The following is a 17,104-nucleotide window of genomic DNA, read 5'->3' on the forward strand; positions in this document are numbered from 1 at the left end:
TTTAAAATGCAGGATAATCCATTGATACTAAAAACCAGATTCCCCACTTAAGGTCAATCTCCAAGTGATTGCTATTGCCGATTCTTCAACTTTGATAAACCCGTTTTTTTGCAGGACTTTGTGGGAGGCTAGATTGGGTTTGTCGGTGGAAGCCACAATGGATTTTACCATTGGTTGTGTTTTGGCCCAGTTGACGATTCCTCCTACCATTTCGGTCATGTAGCCCATTCCCTGGAACTCATCGTAGGTTCCATATCCAATCTCAATTTCGCCTGCTTCGTTTGGTTCGCCGACGATGCAGAGGTCACCGATCATCTTGTTCTCTTCCTTTGAAATGGCCGTCCAAAGCGTGGAATACAGGTAGTTTTTCGACTGATCTGCCGCATTCAATAGTATCGTTTCCTCCAAGGCTTCTTTTAGCTCGGCAGAAATTGTCCTGGATGAAGGATTCAAGTTCAATTCTTCCTCCAAAGAATTATCACAGGCGGTGTATTTTACCAACTGATCATACGTCAGTGGTTTTATGATCAACCTTGCTGTCTCTATCATCGGGCGTTTGCGGTGTTGTAAATCCGAATAATTTCCTCGTTAAACCGCTCCGGTTCTTCGAAAACAGGGCTGTGACCTGAGTATTCAAACTTGATGAATTCCTTGTAGGGAGCCCTCAGCACACCGAAATATTCCTCGACAAGTGGCCAAGGAGTATTGTAGTCATGTGCGCCTGAAATAAAAAACACCGGAATTTGAACCTCAGGGATTTGCTCGAAGAAATTGAAGTTGTTGAAATCGGGGTCATAGATCGCGTTTCCGGCGGAAAAGCCCGATCCTTTGCCATACTTGACCAGGTCAAAGAAACCATATTCCCGCGAAAACCAGATTGAAAATATCCAGTCGGTGTAGTTGGTTTTACCATAGCGCTCTCCTCCCAACTTCAATAACCAGTCCTTTTGCTTTACGAGTCCCCAAAAACCATTGGAATACATCTGCGTAAAGTCCCCGGATTGGGGCGCTCCGATTTCTTCCAATTCACGGATCGCCTTCTGGTTGTTGGTCTCTTTGGCCCTTTGCAGGGTAAATTGGTAAGATTGAAGTTCGCCTTCGAATGCAGCCAATTCCTGTCCCACGCCCACGTACGCCAAGAAATCTTCCGGATGCTTTTGCACCAGGTACATCCCCAGCCTTGAGCCCCAAGAATGCCCAACAAGAAAAATCTTTTCTGTGGAAAAGCGGCTTTTGAGGTAGTTTACAAGGAATTCAGCATCTGCGATGTACTGTTTGACCTTGATTTCATCCTTGGAAATGTGCTTGTTGTAGGATTTGCCGGCACCTCTTTGATCCCAATACACGACAGTAAAGTGGTCCTCCAATGCCCCGTTGAACTTGCTCAATAAGGCTGTTGCGGAAGCGCCAGGACCTCCATGCAGAAAAAGAAGCACGGGATTTTCCCGATTGGTTCCGCGGATAAGTACATACTGCTTGGCCCCGTTGATATCCATGTATTGGATTTCAGAAATACCGTTGGGCGTTTTCACTTTCTTTGTAGAAGTACAGGAAGCAAAAACAAAAACCATCAAGAGGATCAGGGGAAGTCTCAGCAGATTTGACGCTTTGGAATTATACATAAATGAAGATTTAAATGGCTAGTAGTCTGATTTTTTTTTGCCTTCGGCTTCGAGGGCGGTTTATGGAAAGAATGTAAATACTGTTTGCTCGGACGTACCGTCAGGATAGATTGCAGTCCGATCGAGCAGTATTCCATCGGGCATCCATCTGTAGTCGAATTTAACTTCCATTTGAGTGGAAGGTGTCATTAACACATACTTAGTGGGAAGGTTCTTTTGTAACCGTACCTTGGGTATGGTGGGATAGGCATCCAACACGGCTTCCCGATTCAGCAGGTACTCCGGGAAGGTTCGCGTAGTGTGAAGCTTCATTCGTGACTCCTGAAGATCAAAGACAAACTCCTGAATTTCCTGAACGTTCCCATGCTGGTGATAGGAAAAACGCGTCTCCCCATCAGCAAGCATTTCATTGGTGCTTGGATTCCTTTTGAAAAACTGAGTCTTTACCAATTGCCCTGTCGGGTTGTAGGAATAGAGGGTGTAGGATTCCTTTACTCCATTGGAATAAGAGCTCGCTTCAACAATTTGTGAACCGGAATAACGATAGCGAATTTCTTCAGTCACAAGCCCGGTCATTTCCTTCACCATGCCGGAGAGCTGAAGATTATTGTCGTATTGGTAGGTTTCGACACCTTGGGTCGTAAAGGGCGTATTCCGCTCCCAACGGATTTCCTCCACACGTCCGTCGGAATGGTATCGGTACTCCTCTTGGTAGGTCCATCCTTGGCCTATTGTTTGCAATGCCCTAAGCTGGCTTTTTTGAGGTGGATTCGTGGTCGGTTCTTGCTCGATGCATCCACAAAAAGCCACTGCGAAAAGAAATATTGGATATAGACTTTTCATAACATCCGAATTATATCTTGGTCCACTGTTTCTTTGGCCCGAATTCCGGGCAGAATAACCGTGGAGATTTCCATCTTTATTATTTGAGTCCTGCGGCGATTTTTGAGTCCACAGTAGTCCTGTAGGCAAAGTCATGGATCACCATTCTTTCCGCTTCCTTGTCAAAGGAAACCCGAATCCAACCATAATGATATCCCTGATCATTTAGCTTGAATCGAATTCCCACAAACCTGTTGCCCGCATCTTTCCAGTCCCCGCTCCAGCTTGTTGCAGTGTTGGAAATTCTTTTTACTACCATGGGCTGCACGTTTTTATCAAACGGATTTCCGGGGGCAATTTCCTGCCCGGCTTCCAATACACCGACCCTTCCGGCAATCTCAAATACCTGGTTTTCCCTGGCCGGGGAAATGACAAACTGACGCAAATCGCCGGTGGCATCAGCTGCCAAAACCGTGGTAAACAAAAACTCCGTGTCCCCATCCTGATCAATATCAATGCTAAATGACTTAGCCTGACTTGCCGTTGCGTCATTTAGGTTTACATAGTTGATCGCCGCTGGCAATTGTTCAACTTCTTGACAGGAGACAAATGAAAAATACACGAAGTAAAAAAGCGCTAACTTTCTCATAATCATCTTTTTTTGTGTGTTAAATTGGTATGTAGTTGGTTTTTGATTCAATCACTCGAGATCGATTTTTCGGGTTTGGTAGGGTTGCTATCGTCTTCGCTTCAATAGATTCGACCACCTGAAATATCGGTACAAAGTAGGCGGGTAATTTTGCCCGATTCAATAGAACAAAAGGACTATTTGCCGATCTTTATTCCTTGTTATAAGAGATGAAGCCAGACGAAAAAATACCCTCGGACCTTTTCCAGTTCAGCAAGCAGCTGCTTGGCAATCCTCCAGAGTATTATGAAGAATTGCTCAACAACCTACTGGAAACCCACCCGGTCGTGAAGTCTTTTCACAGCCTGGGCCCGATGGCCTACTATATATTCAGCTATGTGGATTTGGGCATTAAGTTTTTGAGTCCAAACATATTTGGCAAACTTTTTCGCCTGTCTGAGCAGGAAGCGCAAAAAAAACTCGGAGAGCTTGGCATGAATTACACTTTTAGCATCATGCATCCGGCTGACAAAAAAATCCTTACCGAAGACTGTTTTCGCTTGGCTGAGGAAATAGCCAAAGAAATTCCCATCGGCTCAAGGGACAAAGTCAGGTACACCAACAACTATCGGGCGCTACGCGGGGATGGGACTTATGGAAAGTACCTGAGCCAGTTTTGCGTCGTTCCTGATAGAGAGACAGGTTATCCACTGATTGGGCTTGGCACCATCACAGACATCAGCGACCAAAAAACCGATAATAAGATCATCTTCAAGGCTGAGTTTTATGACGAACTGAGCGGTCACAAAGAGTTCACCAAAGTTTTTATCCCTGCCGACAATCCAATTTCCACACTCAGTGAGCGGGAGCTCGAAATCGCCCATTTGATTGCCCAAGGTGACTCCAGCGAGGAGATCGCGGAAAAGTTGTTCATTTCTCCTTTTACTGTGAAGGCCCATAAAAGGAACATATTCGAAAAGATGCAAGTCCGCAAGGCTACTGAGTTGGCCAGCAAACTTTGATATTCCGCTACATCCATGCCATGCTAGGCCAAGCATTTACCCTTCCAGGCGGCATTTTTTTTAGCGGCTGAATACCACCCTAGATGACGATCCTTACTTGCTTCCGAAGCAGTTGCGACCCTTTCAAGCTATCCCCCCGAAAGAACTACGCTACTTGGCTGAGGTTTGGCTTTTGTCGTGCCCTTGGGAGCGTCTTTTGTGCTAACTCCGCCCGAAAGCCAAGATAATTTCAGCCCCCATTTCTTCCACTTGAGCTGCGCAAAACAGGCCAGTAGCGCTTGGAAACGGGTTCTTCGCTGGATTGCAGGTCATCAAGGACAGGCCCCTGCACGTTATATTCGACAACAAATCAATCTATCCCCTCGGTCATGAAAACAAACTCAAGTCAGAATCTTTTTGTCTATGTCCTGTTCCTGGTGATATGCCTAATCGGGATATTCTTTGGGAGATCGATTTCCCAAGAGCATTCCTTTTTGCGAGTCTGGGAATTCTCCAACCTGCTGCTGATGATGGCAGGCGTACCTTTTCTGTTTTTGCAGCAAAGGGCAGGCCTTCCTGATTTTCTCTCCGACAACGTGACCCGCAAGAATCGGATTGTCTATCCCGTCCTGCTGGGGATAGTCTTCGGCATACTTGACGTTCTCGTAATCAAAGTACTCCTGCATCCCGAACCGTACACGGAATTGCCTCCCTTTCTCCAACCATTTCCCTATTCGGTTTTCCTTTATTTCTCTGGAGCATTTGAAATAGAGGTATTCTACCGGCTCATCCCGATGACGATCATATTGCTGGTCGGGAACTGGTGGAAGCAGGGGAAGTACTTCCAATGGTTCTTTTGGATCGCGGCGGTATTGACTGCTTTGCGGGAGCCATTGGAACAACTTCCGGCGGGAAGCGCTTGGCTGATAGCCTACTCGTTTCTGACGGGATTTTTGATGAACTTCCTTCAGGCTATTTGGTACCGGAAGGCGGGATTTATCGCCTCGCTATCCCTGCGTTTGGGACATTACCTGATTTGGCATATCCTGCTTGGTATCTATGTCGAGCTGATCGAATTGCATTAAACCTTGCTTCCGATCCATACTTTGAACTCCGCTGCCCTCTTTTTACTGACCACCACCCCAATTGGGGTGGGAGGGTCAAGGGTGAGGATCAATTTGCCAGAGGAATCTGATTTGAATAGTTTGATCGCCTTGATGTTGCCGATCATCTGTCTGTTGAGGCGAAAAAACACGACAGGGTCCAATTGCTCCTCCAAGGTTTCCAATGAAGAAGAGGAGGTGTATTCCTTTCCCTCAAAGGTCTTGAGGAAGCAGATTTCATTCTGCTTGTAAATAAAGGCCAGGTCATTCGTTTCTACCGGTACAGATGAAGATCCATAATTCACGATCAGCAACTTGCGGAAACCCGAGGGCTTTTTTAGATCAGAAAAGTTACTGACGCCTGCCACAGAGGTTTCCAATTCCCGTACGCGATTTTGGAGGCTATTGATCGTCAGGGAATAGTATTGTTGGAAATACATCCCGGTATAGATCATGTGGACCACGAGCGTGAAAACGATGGTAAGCGGGAAGTCATAAACGAGCAAATATCCGGTATTGAAATTGCCGGGTCTGTTGATAATCAGCTCGTTCCAGATGTAGATCATCGATGCAACCACGGGGACGGTGATGAGCAGCGATCCAAACGTCTGAATGATAAAGCGCTGAAATTGATTGTTAACCCAAGGATATTTTTGGTCCAGATACAAAATTAGTCGTCTGTTGGATTCCCAGCTAAGCGCCACGAGGAGCGTATTCCAAAGCAAATCCCCATAATAGAGTGGCTGCTTCATCAGCGTACCGATAGACTCGTATTCGCCAAAATGTCTGACCACAAACCCGAGGAGCGGATAGCTTATGATCCTGAGCCACTTGTCGTTATAAGTAATACGCATATACAAAGTCAAAAATGGCCATATATTCGACAACAGCCAAATTGATTTTGCTAAGGGCTTAGAAAATGAGCGCGAAATCATACCCCGGGCACGAAGCAATCCTTTGCGCAGATAGTTTGAGAATACAGGGTAATCAGTGTTTGGTGCAGAGAAACTTTGAAATGACTGATAAGTCAGGCTTGCAATTCCCAAAATCATTCCTGAATTTAGCGCCTCCAAAACGGAAAGGGGAATTAGCTCCACACGATAGTTATCGGTGCACGATAGCTATCGGGAGGCTAGAGCGCCTCGGATTAAATTACTCAAAAAGGGGAATTAGCTCAGTTGGCTAGAGCGCTACACTGGCAGTGTAGAGGTCACCGGTTCGAATCCGGTATTCTCCACCAAGGCCCGCAGCGATGCGGGCTTTTTTATGCTCGATTTTTTCCAGAACTACTTGGCACAAGAAGTATGATTCCAATGTTGTGGGTCGATCTTGGAGATGTTTTTAGAAGGAAATCCTTAAATTCGGTCCTGCTTTAATTTGAAATGAACACTATCGAAATTATTGAATATACCCCCGATCTTCAGCCCGATTTTGAGCGCATCAACAAGCAGTGGGTTGAGCAGTTTTTTTCCTTGGAGGAGTTTGACCGCAACCAGTTGGAAAACCCAAAGGAGTACATTCTCGATAAAGGCGGTGCGATCCTTTTTGCCAAGGAGGGGAAGCGAATCCTGGGAACTGTGGGGCTCGTGAAGGCAGGTGATGGGGCATTTGAAATGATCAAAATGGGCGTAAGCCCGGAGGCACGCGGCCGTGGAATTGGCCGATTGCTGGGAATGGCCATTTTGCAGAAAGCAAGAGCCTTGGGCGGAAGGAAAGTCGTTCTTTATTCGAGTTCAAAATTGGAAGCAGCACTGGCGTTGTATCGAAAAATTGGTTTCAAGGACATTCCCATGGGGTGCGGCCAATATGGACGTTGCAATGTGAAGATGGAAATTGATTTGTAAGGTAAGTTGTGTCTTTGGGGTCAACAAAAGTAATGATAGGTATCACATCGTTTGACTATGAAAGGAATTAAAATCAGAAAAGGCACAATCGAAGAAGTGGTGGAGCTCAGTCAGCAGGTGACGGAGTTTTTTCAACCTTATTCCGAAAAGACCTATGAGGAAAGGCTTACGGATGTGCCCCACCTGATCTTGATCGCGGAGTTTGAGGGTAAGCCTGCTGGATTTAAGGTTGGCTACGAAAGATATGGCCACGATTCCTTCTATTCATGGATGGGCGGGGTGCTCCCTGCCTTTCGCCGCAAAGGAATTGCGGCCCGGCTTGCCGACGAACAGGAAAAATGGGCCAAAAACAAAGGGTACAAAAAAGTCGTGTTAAAAACCCGCAACCGCCTTAGCAACATGATCCATTTTGGACTCAACCGGGGGTTTGTCATTGTCGACCTGGTCAAAAAGGGTGAGCCCGAAGACTATCGCGTCGTGATGGAAAAGTCTTTGTAAAGTATTCGGTTTTACAAGGCTTGGTACTTTGTACATTGTTCGTGGTACATTACCGCGGTATTTTTTCCTATCTTTGCGCCCTTCAATCCAACAGCGGTTCGATCACCCGCTTTACCAAAAATTATGGAAGAGCTTAAAAACAAAGTAAATGAAGGGCTTGCGCTGCCCGTGATGGAGGCTTTTTATACCATCCAAGGCGAAGGCACGCATGTAGGTACTGCCGCATATTTTATCAGGTTGGGAGGTTGTGACGTTGGCTGTGTTTGGTGCGACGTCAAGGAATCCTGGGATGCCGGCAAGTGGCCAATCTTGGCAATCGAAGAAATAGTCAAAGGTGCATTGGAGTACCCCGGTCGGATGGTTGTGATTACGGGTGGTGAACCCTTGATGTATTCGCTTGGACCCTTGACCAAGCTACTCAAAGCACAGGGATTCAGGGTTCATTTGGAGACTTCAGGCGCGCATCCATTTTCCGGTGAATTTGATTGGGTTTGCTTTTCTCCCAAGAAATTCAAGAAACCACACCCAAGTATCTACGAAAAAGCCGATGAATTGAAAGTTGTCGTCTATCACAACTCGGATTTTGATTTTGCAGAAACCCACGCGAAAAATGTCGCTGATACCTGCAAAAAAATCCTTCAACCCGAATGGGGTAAGAAGGACCAGTTTCTGGGTAAGATCATCGATTATGTAAAATCCCGTCCGATTTGGAAAATTTCCCTGCAAACCCATAAATTTATGGATATCCCCTAAGCCCATGAAGCCCCTTTTGCTGTTGCTGTCTCTGTGTTTGATCGCCCAGATAAGTGTCGCCCAGACTTATTCGATCATCGACAGCAAGGCCATCAAGATGCACCAGGAAGGGGATGAGCTAGTCCAAAAGCGGATGTATAACGAGGCAATTGAAAAGTACAAAGCCTCGATCCAGCGGGAGGCAAGTTTTTTGGAGTCCTACATCAAATGGGGACGGGTGCTACTCACGCAGGGAAAGCCTCAGGAATCGTTGGAAGTAGTTGCACGGGGCGAAGCGAGGGCCCAAAAGGCCAGCAACCAGATAAAGGGCGATTTTGGTTGGCTGAGGTTGCATTGTTATTTGACGATGGGCGATTTTACGAAAGCAGTGGAGCAGTTTGAGAAAACCGACCGCATTTTGGATGACACCTTTAAAAAACGTGTCGATTACCAGGAAGCAAGCAAACAGATCACATTTATAAAGGAGGAACTGAAGAAGGGCCTTTCCATCGTCAAGGAAAAATTGCCCGAACCGCTGAACTCTTTTCCGCTGCAATATTTCCCGGTTCTCACGGCAGACAGCAAGAAAATCATCTTCGTGAAGCGGGACGGTTTGAGGGATTTCGAGCACGAAGACCTGTTTGTGAGCTATTTTTCGGATTCAGATGAAGAATGGAGCATCCCCCAAAGCATTTCCTCGATGATCAATACGCCCTATAATGAGGGAACCTGTACCATTTCGGCAGATGGGAAGATTCTAATCTTTTCATCCTGCCAAGCGCCCAATTCGCTCGGGGATTGCGATCTTTATATTGCCTACAAAATCAATGATACTTGGAATCGACCGGCGAACATGGGAAAAACCGTCAACTCAAGGTTTTGGGATTCCCAACCCTCCTTGTCTGCAGATGGCCGAATTTTGTTTTTTTCCTCCAACAGGCGTGGAGGATATGGAGGCAAGGATATTTGGTATTCGCTAAGATTACCTGACGGCACCTGGTCCGAGGCAAAAAACCTGGGAGACCAAGTCAATACGCCGAAGGACGAGGTTTCTCCTTTCATCTATTTCAACAATGAAATACTTTTCTTCGCTTCAGATGGCCACCAGGGATTTGGAGGATTAGACTTGTTTGTGTCCCGTGTGGTAGCGGGTAATTTCGGCCTGCCAGAGAATATTGGCTATCCCATCAATGACCAGTTGGATCAGTTTTCCTTGTTTATCACTGCACAGCGGGACTACGCATATTATACAGAGAATACGTTCACGGAGGACCGTGAAGAACGCTCATATTTGTACAGGTTCAAGTTTCCGGAGGAAATTGCCCTCGGTGAATCCCTGATAGTGACGCAGGGCACCGTTTTCAACAGCAAGACCGGGCAACCTGTCGACGCTAGACTGTCACTTGTCAGCCTGAGCAATGACAGTACGCTGTACGAATTCCGTTCCGATGGCAAAACCGGGGAATTCATGATGCTGTATCCTGATAAGTCATTTTCGGGTTTGTATGTCGAAAAGGAAGGATTTCTGCCGCAGATATACAACGTAGAGCGGGATAATCTGAAAAACCAAAAAAACCTGCAGGTGTCTCTGACACCCATTGGTCCCGGCGAAGAGTTTGTTTTTGAAAACATCTTTTTTGATTTGGACAAGTCCGACCTCAAACCAGAGTCGAGAAGCTCTCTTAAGCGGTTGAATGAATTTTTGATTGACAATCCAAAAGTTGCCATCACCATCATCGGGCATACGGACAACCAAGGGAACGCCGCCTACAATGAAAACCTGAGCCTGAAAAGGGCTGACAGCGTGAAATCATTCTTGTTGGAAAACGGGATCCTCGAAGATCGTGTCAGTACCCTGGGCAAGGGCGACAAGGAACCCATTCGCCCCAATGATACCGCCGAAAACCGCGCTTTGAACAGGAGAGTCACGATTCTAATCCGGTAACATTAGCGCATTCCAGTTTTTTGAAAAAAATATGTATATACATTGTTTTGTAAAATAGTCATACGCACTATGAATATTCTGCAATTCATCAGAAATCCCATCCTATTTTCCCGAATTTTTTTAAGTTCAGAATAAAATTTGCCAATCTGTGTCTTATTTTGGGCATAACTGTAGATTATTAAAAGATAAATAAAACATTTTTTTGTGCAATAGATAATCTATGTTTTATTTTATATTATATCAAAAATAGAAAATAGTAAATTTTTAAATTCACATAATTTTTCACCTCGTTTATGGGATAGATGAAGGAATTGTTAAAAAAAATTAAAAGCAAATTAATTATTGTTAAATCGATTTCAATCCAAACAACTTCTTCGATATCGCTTGCCAGAAATTCAGGCGCAAAATTTTGTTTCTATTTATGGGAAATTTTGGAATACAACCTCTCGATTTACGATTTCCCGAATATGTAAATTTTTAAAACGCTTTTGGATAGAAATCGGTTAAGCCATATAATTGACCATTCGTTAAACCAAAACAACAATTATGAAGAAAGTTTTACTACTAGGACTTATGCTTCTTTTCGCAAGTGCAGCGGCATTTGCGCAAGGTCGTGTAGTGACTGGTACGGTGACCTCAGGAGATGATGGTCTGCCGTTGCCAGGTGCTTCGGTTGTAGTGAAAGGAACCACCATCGGTACAGCTACCGATCTGGATGGTAAATTTTCACTCAATGTACCACAAGGCAGCAATGTGCTTGTGGTTTCCTTCACGGGCTTTACGGCCCAAGAGGCTTCCATCGGCAACAGAAGTGTCGTGGATGTGGTATTACAAGCTGATATTGCCAGCTTGGGAGAAGTAATCGTAACAGGTTACGGTACACAGCCAAAAAGGGAAGTGACCGGTGCGGTATCCTCCGTCAAAGGTGATGTGATCCAAAACCTGCCAGTACAATCATTCGATAGGGCGCTTCAGGGTCGTGCGTCTGGTGTACAGGTTAGGTCTGCCAACGGTCTACCCGGTGGTGCGGTCAATATCCGTATCCGTGGTGTAGGCTCCGTCAACGCCGGTAACGAGCCGCTGTTCATTGTGGACGGTGTGCAATTGAACAATGCGGCCAACTCATCCTTCACGCAAGCAAACCCACTTGCCTTCTTGAACCCTAACGACATCGAGTCCATGGAAATCCTGAAGGATGCGGCTTCTGCTGCTATCTATGGTTCCCAAGCGGCCAACGGTGTTGTGATTATTACAACCAAAAAAGGTAAGTCAGGAAAGGCAAGATTCGAATTCAATGCTTTCGGCGGTCAAACCCAACCAATGAAATATTTGGACGTATTGGGTGGCGCAGAATGGTATACCATGAGAAGGCAGGCTTTCCAAAACTCAGGCAACACTCTTCCTGAGGCCAACGCCTTGAACAACATGGCGCGTCTTCCTTCCAACTGGCAGCAATTGACCGCTGCTGAATTGGAAGCCATCGGTCAGGCCTTGCCAACCTATGATTGGCAAAGAGAAGTAATGGGTACAGGTAACCTTCAGAACTACGAGTTGAGCGTGAATGGTGGTGATGATAAGACTACTTTCTTTGTGTCGGGATCATACAACTATCAGCAGTCATCTTTTCAGCCAGTAGACTTTGAAAGGGGAACTGTTCGTACTTCACTCAGCCATAAGGCAACAAATAGACTTACGCTCGAGACCTCTATCAACCTTGCAACAGTAGGACAGAATGTTCCTTTCTCCTTGGACGGTTCATTCTTGGGTAACCCGGCCTTCTCTGCATCGTTGATACTTCCACACAACCCAATCTACAACGAGGACGGAACTTTCAATACGGCAATTGGTGGTGTGTTGGGCCAAAACATCGTACTCGTCAATGAGTATAACTCCGGTAAGACAAGAACCAATACGCTAGTCGGTAACGCCGCTGCGACTTACAAAATCTTGGATAACTTGAGCTACCGTGCACTTGTTGGTCTTGACTACAACCTGATCCAAGAAGAAAGGTATCGTGACCCAAGAACTCCAGATGGAGCGGGCGTGAGAGGTAGGGCTACTGCTGCGACCGATTGGAGAACTCGTTTTATCACGACCCATACTTTGAATTGGAACAAAACATTCAATAACGCCCACAATGTGTCCGCACTCGCAGGTTTTGAATTTGTTTCCGAAACAAGACAAGGTATCAATGGTGAATCCATCAACTTCCCTACATTCCAATTCAGATATGTCGATTCTGGTGCTGAACCAGTATTCGTCGGCGGATTTTGGACAGGATACAGAAGACAAGGAGCTTTCATGAGCGGTAACTATAGCTACAAAGAAAAGTATCTATTCACAGTAACTGCTAGATATGACGGTTCTTCAAGGTTTGGTGCAGACACCAAGTGGGGTTTGTTCCCTTCCGTTAGGGCTGGTTGGAATATCGCCATGGAAGATTTCTTAAAAGAGTCAGAAATTGTGACCGACTTGAAATTGAGAGCTTCTTGGGGACGTGCTGGTAACGACCAAATCGGAAACTTCGCTGCTAGGGGTCTCTATGGAACGGGAGGCAACTATGCAGGCCAAGCAGGCATGAGACCTACAAGTCTTCCAAACAATAATCTTAGCTGGGAGACAAACGAATCTGTGAACCTCGGTTTGGATTATGGTTTCTTTAGCAATAAACTAACAGGCTCGATTGAAGTTTTCGATCGTAGAACTAAGGATCTGTTGCTTAATCAACCAGTTCTCTGGCAAAATGGGTTCTCAACAATTGCCAATAACGTGGGTGAATTGCAGAACAAAGGTTTTGAGTTTGAGTTGAACACGATCAACATTGACAAGGGTGGGTTCTCATGGAGGACAGCCTTCAACTTCTCCTACATCAAAAACCAAATCATCAGCTTGTATGACGACCTGCAATTCCTTCCTGCTAACCCAGGTATCGCTGTAGGTCAATCAGTCGGTAACCCAGCTGTACCAGGCGCACAGGCTCCCGGTTCTTGGTTTGTGCAAGAGTATGCGGGCGTGAACCCAGCAACTGGTCGTCCGATGTGGTACGATATCAACCGCAACATTACCTACTTGCCACTCGCAGCAGATCGGGTATATATGGGATCTAACCTTGCTCCTTATTTCGGTGGTTTCAACAATACCTTTAGATACAAAGGCTTCGAATTGACCGCATTCTTCACCTATGAATACGGTGCAGTTGTGAGCGATGGCCAATACAATTTCCTACGTGAAAACGGCACTCGTTTGACGCTGAACGCCTTGAGAGAGGTGAACGATAGGAAATGGACCGAGCCAGGTCAAATTACAGATATCCCTAGAAACGTTACGACGCTAGGTGGTAATGAAGCGAGAAGTCTTGGAAGGAATACGGGATCCGCTGCCTTGTTGAAAGCTGATTTCATCCGTTTGGCGCAGTTGACAGTCGGATACTCATTCGATCCAAGTTTGTTGAGAAGCCTTGGAATCAACAGGGCGAGGGTTTATGCACAGGGCTTGAACTTGTGGACTTATGCTGATTATCCTGGATATGATCCTGAGTTCGTAGGTATCGGTACAGGACAAGTTCCTCTGACTAAGAACTACACAATTGGGCTTCAGTTAGGATTCTAAAATTTAGATCGAGATGAAAAGAAATAATTCAATTTATAGCAAACTAGCAACCTTATTCATTGGCTTTGCTGTAGTGTTGACTTCCTGTGATTTGGAGGTTAATCCAAGGCAGAGTATTGATGCGGTTGGTGCGTTGGACACTCCAAATGGTATAGATGCTGCCATCAACTCTATTTATGGTAGGCTGCGTGTGGAGTCCAATTATGGTCGTGATTTGTTGGCACTGTCTGACGCTTTGGCGGATGTAGGCAGGACTACAAGTAATTCAGGTCGTTTGATCAATGAAAATAATAACCAACCCAACGCACACTTTACGGCAGGTTTTTGGCAAAATAGTTATGCCGCGATCAATGAGGCTAACTTGGTGCTTGATCAATTGCAGAAAGGTGTTGCAGGTGCTTCTGCTGCCCAACTCGCGAGATGGGAAGGTGAAACAAAATTCCTGAGGGCATTGTACTATTTTGATTTGGTGAAAGCCTATTCCTACATTCCAACTGCGATCTATACGCCTGGCGTTACCGATCAAGGAGGTATTCCATTGGAACTGGATGGTGTGATTACGCTCGAAAAGGCACTTACAAGGCAAACGCCAAGGGCAACAATAGATCAGGTTTACAATCAGATCTATGCCGACTTGAACTCGTCTATTGCGCTTTTGACAGTGCCGGGTAGGGGTATTCAATATGCGTCAGGTGCTGCGGCTCAAGCCCTTTTGTCAAGGGTTGCACTGTATCGCGGTGATTGGGCGACGGCTGCTTCCGCTGCTACTACTGCACTTGGTACAAGTGTCGGTAGAGTGACAGGTGTTGACAATTATGTGTCGGGTTGGAGACAGTCTGCCAATCCAGAGTCAATGTTTGAGGTAAGGATCCAATTGGCGGCCGAGTCTTTGGGCGTGAACGTTTCCCTCCAGTCTTCATACACTGCCTTGTTGAACTTGGAAAACAAGAATGCGCAGGGTGGATGGGGTGATTTTATTCCAAATGCAACTATTCTTGGTTTCTTTGGCTTGGCGCCGCTGCAACTTGCCAACCCAGCGACAGACAACAACAACTGGGATGTAACAAGAAACTCCGATGTGAGAGCTGGGTTGTACACAACTGGCAACACAGTCCGTGGCGCAGGTCGTCAGATCGAATGCACGAAGTTTATCAGCAAAAATGGTTTCGCATTTGGTGACAATATTCCTGTGATCCGTAAGTCTGAAATGCACTTGAACAGGGCCGAAGCCAACTACCATTTAGGAAACGAGGCTGAGTCCTTGGCGGAATTGAATGCTTTCAAGGCATTGAGAGGTGTTGGTGCGGTGACCCTTACAGGCCAGGCACTATTGGATGAGATCCTGTTGGAGAGATTCAAAGAATTCGCATTTGAAGGACACCGTTTCTTTGATTTGAAGAGATATGGTAGGGCAATTGTAAAAACAACGCCTTCTGTCAATGTGCAATTTGATGACTTCAGAATCCTGCCTCCAATCCCTCAAAGAGAAGTGGATGGTAATCCTAACCTGAACCAAAACAGAGGCTACTAAAATCTAAAGAACTATGAAAAAGATACTAGCATTATTATCCTTTGCCTTGGTCTTTGCTTTCTCTTCTTGTATTGAGCAAAACTACGTGACTTGGCAAGGTGCAGTAGTGGAATTCCAAGATGCTGTCGTGAGGACTCCGGTAGCGGGTACTGCAAATCCTGCGTACCCAAGGATCACCGTCGCAAACACAGTCGGTAGCATAAACCTCCAAGTGAACTTGGTAGCCGCCCAGAGGACGAGCGATGAGACAATTACGTACAAGGTTGTACCTGAGGGTACCACTGCAGTGGCAGGCACTGATTTCGCAGTTTCAGGTTCATTGGTTATTCCAGCGAACTCCAGCTTTGGTACCCTGACAATGAATATCCCTAACACCGGTGCTATCGGTGGTGCGGTCGACGTGTTGTTGGAGTTGGAAGGCAATGCCCAAATTCCGGCGAGCCAAAACTACAAGCGTGTGCAAATCAGAATCACTAGGCCTAATCCTCCAGCAGGATCCTAATAGTTTAAACCCCAAAAAGGCCGGAACCCTCCGGCCTTTTTTTAAGCCTATTTTATGAGTAAAATTAGTTATTTGATTGTATTGATAGTCCTGTTTTGTGGTATACAAAATGGACATGCGCAGCTTCAGATGCTGCGGGACCAAGGTACCGGGGCACCCATTACCGCAAATCCCTATGCCGGTGTCAAGGGCTCACCCTATATCGGGGATTTTGAGTCTGGTGCCATCATTTTCAATGAAAAAGATACAGCAGAAAACATCCAAATCGCCTTCAACGGCTATGCGAATTCTTTGGAAGTGAAGGTTGATGGGCAGCTTTTTGCCTATTCTCCCCAGAAGATTTTGGGTTTTGTGATTTCTCCGGATGGCAGACCAGAGTTGTATAGATCTGGATTTGTGTTGCCAGGACTCGGTGAAAACCGCTTTGTACAGATTCTTGAAGATGGCAACTACACGCTCATCAAGCATAAATACAAAACCTTGGGCAACGATCCTTCTGCCACCTATGGTACACAAAACGCAAAGGCATTTAATCCGGCTGAAGATGTATTTGTGGCAAAAGACGGCGTCGTGAAGGCTTGGAAGACCAAAACAAAGAACTTGGAAGAAATCTTTGGCCCGGACTACGCCAAAGTAGCTGCCCTGATCAAGGAAAACGGCTTGAATATCCGGGATGAGGCAGATGTGATACGATTGTTCCGATTGCTCAATAGCTAGTCCATTGGGTCACCTGATTTCCTAAAACTTCCCGGTTTTACTTCCGGGAAGTTTTTTTGTTATTTTTGCGCCTCATTCGGTAGAGAGTCATGGTACACGTCTGTAGGAAAGAGCACTTCAATGCGGCACACAAGCTTTGGAACCCCAATTGGTCGGAGGAGAAGAACAAGGAGGTTTTTGGTCCTTGCTCCAACGTCAATTGGCATGGGCACAACTTTGAACTGATCGTGACCGTGAAGGGTCTACCCGATCCGGAGACCGGCTTTGTGGTGGATTTGAAGGAATTGAGCAGGCTGATCAAAACCTTGGTCATCGATAAGGTCGACCACAAAAACCTCAACATGGATGTGGATTTTATGTTGGGAAAAATGGCAAGTTGCGAGAACCTCGTGATGGAATTCTGGAAAATCCTCGAGCCGGCCGTCAATGCCATCGTCCCAAATGGACATCTCTACAAATTGACACTGTACGAGACGCCGAGGAATTTTGTAGAGTATTTTGGGGAGGGCTGATAGGTTACAACCCACACTTAGGCGAAGTATGGCGCAGG

16 protein-coding genes and 1 tRNA gene are annotated in these 17,104 nt (G+C 45.9%); 12 read left to right on the forward strand and 5 right to left on the reverse strand.

Annotated elements, in window-relative coordinates:
- Positions 1-27: 27 nt before the first annotated feature.
- The 4 genes from L0U89_RS02040 to L0U89_RS02055 form a co-directional block, all read right to left on the reverse strand.
- Positions 28-549 carry a GNAT family N-acetyltransferase gene (locus tag L0U89_RS02040; protein ID WP_234859987.1) on the reverse strand — a complete coding sequence of 174 codons (522 nt, stop codon included), beginning with the start codon at positions 547-549 and terminating at the stop codon, positions 28-30.
- Positions 546-1,622: an alpha/beta fold hydrolase gene (locus L0U89_RS02045; RefSeq protein ID WP_234859988.1), complete on the reverse strand. Its 1,077-nt coding sequence runs from the start codon at positions 1,620-1,622 to the stop codon at positions 546-548. The genes L0U89_RS02040 and L0U89_RS02045 overlap by 4 nt, the downstream gene beginning before the upstream one ends.
- 60 nt (positions 1,623-1,682) lie before the next feature.
- Entirely contained in the window at positions 1,683-2,465 is a 783-nt protein-coding gene (locus tag L0U89_RS02050; RefSeq protein ID WP_234859989.1) for a hypothetical protein, read from the reverse strand.
- A 79-nt stretch (positions 2,466-2,544) separates the two neighbouring features.
- Complete coding sequence (locus L0U89_RS02055) at positions 2,545-3,093, reverse strand: hypothetical protein (protein ID WP_234859990.1); 549 nt, start codon at positions 3,091-3,093, stop codon at positions 2,545-2,547.
- A gap of 209 nt (positions 3,094-3,302) precedes the next feature.
- Here L0U89_RS02055 and L0U89_RS02060 point away from each other — a divergent pair, with 209 nt between their 5' ends.
- Both L0U89_RS02060 and L0U89_RS02065 read left to right on the forward strand, forming a co-directional pair.
- Positions 3,303-4,094 (forward strand): response regulator transcription factor, encoded by a 792-nt coding sequence (locus L0U89_RS02060; RefSeq protein ID WP_234859991.1) that lies wholly within the window; start codon positions 3,303-3,305, stop codon positions 4,092-4,094.
- 368 nt (positions 4,095-4,462) lie between these two features.
- Positions 4,463-5,158 carry a hypothetical protein gene (locus L0U89_RS02065; RefSeq protein WP_234859992.1) on the forward strand — a complete coding sequence of 232 codons (696 nt, stop codon included), beginning with the start codon at positions 4,463-4,465 and terminating at the stop codon, positions 5,156-5,158.
- Here L0U89_RS02065 and L0U89_RS02070 read toward each other — a convergent pair.
- Complete coding sequence (locus L0U89_RS02070) at positions 5,155-6,030, reverse strand: LytR/AlgR family response regulator transcription factor (RefSeq protein WP_234859993.1); 876 nt, start codon at positions 6,028-6,030, stop codon at positions 5,155-5,157. The two genes, L0U89_RS02065 and L0U89_RS02070, sit on opposite strands and share 4 nt — an antisense overlap.
- Before the next feature lie 309 nt (positions 6,031-6,339).
- Here L0U89_RS02070 and L0U89_RS02075 point away from each other — a divergent pair.
- The 10 genes from L0U89_RS02075 (at position 6,340) to L0U89_RS02120 (ending at position 17,066) form a co-directional block, all read left to right on the forward strand.
- Positions 6,340-6,416: transfer RNA gene (locus L0U89_RS02075), tRNA-Ala, on the forward strand.
- Between the two features lie 142 nt (positions 6,417-6,558).
- Complete coding sequence (locus tag L0U89_RS02080; protein ID WP_234859994.1) at positions 6,559-7,020, forward strand: GNAT family N-acetyltransferase; 462 nt, start codon at positions 6,559-6,561, stop codon at positions 7,018-7,020.
- 57 nt (positions 7,021-7,077) lie between these two features.
- Entirely contained in the window at positions 7,078-7,518 is a 441-nt protein-coding gene (locus L0U89_RS02085) for a GNAT family N-acetyltransferase (RefSeq protein WP_234859995.1), read from the forward strand.
- 123 nt (positions 7,519-7,641) lie between these two features.
- The gene (locus L0U89_RS02090; protein ID WP_234859996.1) at positions 7,642-8,271 is read left to right on the forward strand and encodes a 7-carboxy-7-deazaguanine synthase QueE; all 630 of its coding nucleotides are present in this window, start codon (positions 7,642-7,644) and stop codon (positions 8,269-8,271) included.
- A gap of 4 nt (positions 8,272-8,275) precedes the next feature.
- Positions 8,276-10,195 (forward strand): OmpA family protein, encoded by a 1,920-nt coding sequence (locus L0U89_RS02095; protein WP_234859997.1) that lies wholly within the window; start codon positions 8,276-8,278, stop codon positions 10,193-10,195.
- 546 nt (positions 10,196-10,741) lie between these two features.
- Positions 10,742-13,804, forward strand: coding sequence for a SusC/RagA family TonB-linked outer membrane protein (locus L0U89_RS02100; RefSeq protein ID WP_234859998.1), 3,063 nt, complete (start codon positions 10,742-10,744; stop codon positions 13,802-13,804).
- Between the two features lie 13 nt (positions 13,805-13,817).
- Positions 13,818-15,335, forward strand: a complete 1,518-nt coding sequence (locus L0U89_RS02105; RefSeq protein ID WP_234859999.1) for a RagB/SusD family nutrient uptake outer membrane protein — start codon at positions 13,818-13,820, stop codon at positions 15,333-15,335.
- Positions 15,336-15,348: 13 nt separating this feature from the next.
- Entirely contained in the window at positions 15,349-15,837 is a 489-nt protein-coding gene (locus L0U89_RS02110; RefSeq protein WP_234860000.1) for a DUF4843 domain-containing protein, read from the forward strand.
- Positions 15,838-15,891: 54 nt separating this feature from the next.
- Positions 15,892-16,554 carry a hypothetical protein gene (locus L0U89_RS02115; RefSeq protein WP_234860001.1) on the forward strand — a complete coding sequence of 221 codons (663 nt, stop codon included), beginning with the start codon at positions 15,892-15,894 and terminating at the stop codon, positions 16,552-16,554.
- Positions 16,555-16,643: 89 nt separating this feature from the next.
- Complete coding sequence (locus tag L0U89_RS02120) at positions 16,644-17,066, forward strand: 6-pyruvoyl trahydropterin synthase family protein (protein ID WP_008631206.1); 423 nt, start codon at positions 16,644-16,646, stop codon at positions 17,064-17,066.
- Positions 17,067-17,104: the final 38 nt, after the last annotated feature.

Source organism: Mariniradius sediminis (assembly GCF_021491425.1).
Lineage (GTDB): Bacteria > Bacteroidota > Bacteroidia > Cytophagales > Cyclobacteriaceae > Mariniradius > Mariniradius saccharolyticus.

Excerpts from the sequence above, each read along its gene's own strand:
- L0U89_RS02040 (WP_234859987.1), bottom strand. The coding sequence starts at position 549 with ATGATAGAGACAGCAAGGTTGATCATAAAACCACTGACGTATGATCAG.
- L0U89_RS02045 (WP_234859988.1), bottom strand. The coding sequence starts at position 1,622 with ATGTATAATTCCAAAGCGTCAAATCTGCTGAGACTTCCCCTGATCCTC.
- L0U89_RS02050 (WP_234859989.1), bottom strand. The coding sequence starts at position 2,465 with ATGAAAAGTCTATATCCAATATTTCTTTTCGCAGTGGCTTTTTGTGGA.
- L0U89_RS02055 (WP_234859990.1), bottom strand. The coding sequence starts at position 3,093 with ATGAGAAAGTTAGCGCTTTTTTACTTCGTGTATTTTTCATTTGTCTCC.
- L0U89_RS02060 (WP_234859991.1), top strand. The coding sequence starts at position 3,303 with ATGAAGCCAGACGAAAAAATACCCTCGGACCTTTTCCAGTTCAGCAAG.
- L0U89_RS02065 (WP_234859992.1), top strand. The coding sequence starts at position 4,463 with ATGAAAACAAACTCAAGTCAGAATCTTTTTGTCTATGTCCTGTTCCTG.
- L0U89_RS02070 (WP_234859993.1), bottom strand. The coding sequence starts at position 6,030 with ATGCGTATTACTTATAACGACAAGTGGCTCAGGATCATAAGCTATCCG.
- L0U89_RS02080 (WP_234859994.1), top strand. The coding sequence starts at position 6,559 with ATGAACACTATCGAAATTATTGAATATACCCCCGATCTTCAGCCCGAT.
- L0U89_RS02085 (WP_234859995.1), top strand. The coding sequence starts at position 7,078 with ATGAAAGGAATTAAAATCAGAAAAGGCACAATCGAAGAAGTGGTGGAG.
- L0U89_RS02090 (WP_234859996.1), top strand. The coding sequence starts at position 7,642 with ATGGAAGAGCTTAAAAACAAAGTAAATGAAGGGCTTGCGCTGCCCGTG.
- L0U89_RS02095 (WP_234859997.1), top strand. The coding sequence starts at position 8,276 with ATGAAGCCCCTTTTGCTGTTGCTGTCTCTGTGTTTGATCGCCCAGATA.
- L0U89_RS02100 (WP_234859998.1), top strand. The coding sequence starts at position 10,742 with ATGAAGAAAGTTTTACTACTAGGACTTATGCTTCTTTTCGCAAGTGCA.
- L0U89_RS02105 (WP_234859999.1), top strand. The coding sequence starts at position 13,818 with ATGAAAAGAAATAATTCAATTTATAGCAAACTAGCAACCTTATTCATT.
- L0U89_RS02110 (WP_234860000.1), top strand. The coding sequence starts at position 15,349 with ATGAAAAAGATACTAGCATTATTATCCTTTGCCTTGGTCTTTGCTTTC.
- L0U89_RS02115 (WP_234860001.1), top strand. The coding sequence starts at position 15,892 with ATGAGTAAAATTAGTTATTTGATTGTATTGATAGTCCTGTTTTGTGGT.
- L0U89_RS02120 (WP_008631206.1), top strand. The coding sequence starts at position 16,644 with ATGGTACACGTCTGTAGGAAAGAGCACTTCAATGCGGCACACAAGCTT.